The 2,627-nt window shown below is 43.1% G+C and carries 1 protein-coding gene; it reads right to left on the bottom strand.

Annotation, left to right across the window (positions count from 1 at the left end):
• Positions 1-2,611 (bottom strand): DUF2235 domain-containing protein (locus B9J84_RS11295; protein WP_143698858.1); only part of this gene is annotated, 2,611 nt, incomplete at its 3' end.
• Positions 2,612-2,627 lie beyond the last annotated feature (16 nt).

The raw sequence follows: 2,627 nt of genomic DNA, 5'->3' as shown, positions 1-2,627 counted from the left end.
CATGGGGACGATGTATATATTGTTTTAATAATTCATCCTCACAGCTTTGCCAATGTGCTTTAGATATTTTACCTAATGGTTCATTTTCCATATTTGACCAAGTCTTTTTAATAAATACATCGTCAATATAATCTTTAGGCGGTTGAATAAGATCATCTCGCCAAATAATGCCATTGCGTTCCGCTTGTTGTTTCATTCTTTCAAAGGCCAGAGCAGAGATGGCATTGCTAATCGGCACGAAGTGATAATAGAGTAATTGCCCGTCCACTAATTTCACTTCGCCATAAACACCGTCCTTTTCACGAGTCTCTTTTTGCCATGTTTGATTTTCTAGGTCTAATTTCTGCTGGGCAAATACAGCCCCCGCGTTAGCTTCTCGTATCGTTTGTAATTCGGTCTTGTACTTTTCGTAAAATGATGCTTCCTTGATAAGATGTCGGTTGTAGGTTGAATCAACAGGCGTGTTAAGACGTGAAGGTAAATCCGTTCGACTATATTGCTTTTTCGATGGGTAACCACCGCCTACATCAGTATGGCTACCAGGGAATACTTCTTGGCAGAAAATACCGTCAGCAAACGCTATGGCCTCTTGATGACCTTGCCCTAATGAAGTGAGGGGGAAGTTTTTACGGTATTCATGTTGAGCGCAAATCTGAAATACTCTTTCTGCCGTATTGGGTTTTAATCCAAGCTGGTAATTACCTTCATTTTCATTGCCTGGTAAGTAAAACGAGCCTACCGTATCAAATAAACCCACAAAACGGACCGAAACACGCCGAGTAGTATCAATGGCATAAAACTCTTTGGAAAGCGAGTCAAAACGTTTATAACTTTCATTGCCTAATAAGTTTGGAACCAACGAGCTAGGATTAGAGCTTCTATTGGGATTAATGTAATCAGGAAATCCTTCACTCACAGCATTAATAAAGTGTCTTGCCAGCGCCGCACCGCGACTAAAACCAAATACGTCAAATTGAATGTGATTGATATCTTGATAAATGCCATTATCTATCAAATCAGCAACAATTTGCTGAAAACGCTTCAGGAGGCTCTGCCACTTCCATAGCCCGCCTGTATCATCAAAAGCTCCCATCGCTTGTCCTGCTAACTTCTCATCGCCGCCCGCATCGATGATCGGATTAGGCTCTCCTGGCGAAATGGGAATACCATCTACCGTGCCTACCCCTGATATATAAATTTTGACCGATTCGCCTTCTCGCTCTGGATAGGCTTCAAACAGACGAGCGACATTCGTTCGCGATTTATTACCGTAAGTTTCCTTATATTCATCATTGGGGTTATTTTGCCCAGTCCCATCAAAGAACACGCCGATACACAATGTTCGTTCAGGCTTTACATTAACGATAGCAATATCTTTCCCTGCCATGCTTTCGCTCTTAATCGCTCTAACACTAGTATCGACTAAGCAGCGTTCGGTATAGTCATAAAACGTATTTAATGGGTGATTAAATGATTTCGGAGAAACAGGCGGCAGGCCATAAACGGTGATATTTTCCTGCTGCGTTTCAGCTTGGTGTTTATCTTCTCTTGCAATAATAGGTTGCTGAGTCGCGTCCAGTAATGTAGGAATATCTAATTTAACGCCATGTTTACTTAGCCACTCGTCATCTAGGTTGTCGAGCGCTTCACGGGTAATTTGCTGCTCAAGATAAACCAGATATTGATTATCGACGACTTTGCCGCCAATTTTCCAATAAACCAGCAAAGCACTTTGGTAAATGTTATAGGCTTGAGTGTCATCTAATCGATGTGGTGTAGAGCGAGTCCCGTAAAAACTCCATTTGTTATCGCCAAGCAATTTGTACTCTTGGACCAATTTCCCATCGTGAAAATGATAAAAATAACCTTCAGTAGGAAGGCCAAGCCGCTCACCTAATTGCACCGCAGGGCAAACGGGAATAAAACCTTCATAAGCAGTTTGTGTCCCGATAGGTTTAACCTTGACAGTCTCTTCAAGTGAAATTCCCATTGGGTATGAGGCGACTTCGGCGACCAAGCGTTTTGGTTCATCAATGGCGGTAAGAATAGTGTATCGGGTGCCGTGTGCTGCTTTAGATTCCGTCCAGCGACCAAGCATGACCTCATTTTTGGTCTTAGCTAACACAAAAGAACAACTGACTTGCTGACGAAACGATTCATCAGAGCAAGCGATGTCAAAGCAATATTCGTATTTCAACGAAAGAGGCTCGTCGGAATTATTTCGTATTGGAGGCTCGGGGACATAGGGTGACATTGGTAAGGGTGGATGCAAATTGCGACTTTGCGTTGCCCCAGAAACAGCGCCTGTAAGATTGGTTCGAGCAAGCAATGCTTTTTGCGCGGCAGGTTCGAGGTGGTCGATAGTTTGGCTGTTGAGCACCCAATGAGAGAGACCCATTTCGTTTGATTCTTTGACCAGCATAGGAGTAACAGGCGAATCATTTAACAACAGCCAATGACCTTGCTCTACCTGCTCAATAAATTTGTCAGCACTAAAATTAGAGGGGATAGCGGCCTTAAGGGCTTTTTTATCTAACGAATCGAGTGCGCCTTCAATTTGCGCAAACTCATGAGCCATCAACTCGGTGATACGAACGGCTTTATATGTCACTGACGTTCCCTTACAG

It is taken from the genome of Vibrio sp. V03_P4A6T147, from assembly GCF_002241085.1.
Classification (GTDB): Bacteria; Pseudomonadota; Gammaproteobacteria; order Enterobacterales; family Vibrionaceae; genus Vibrio; species Vibrio anguillarum.
The sequence above is the reverse complement of the archived record's forward strand: the minus strand, read 5'-3'. Positions and strand labels throughout refer to the sequence as shown.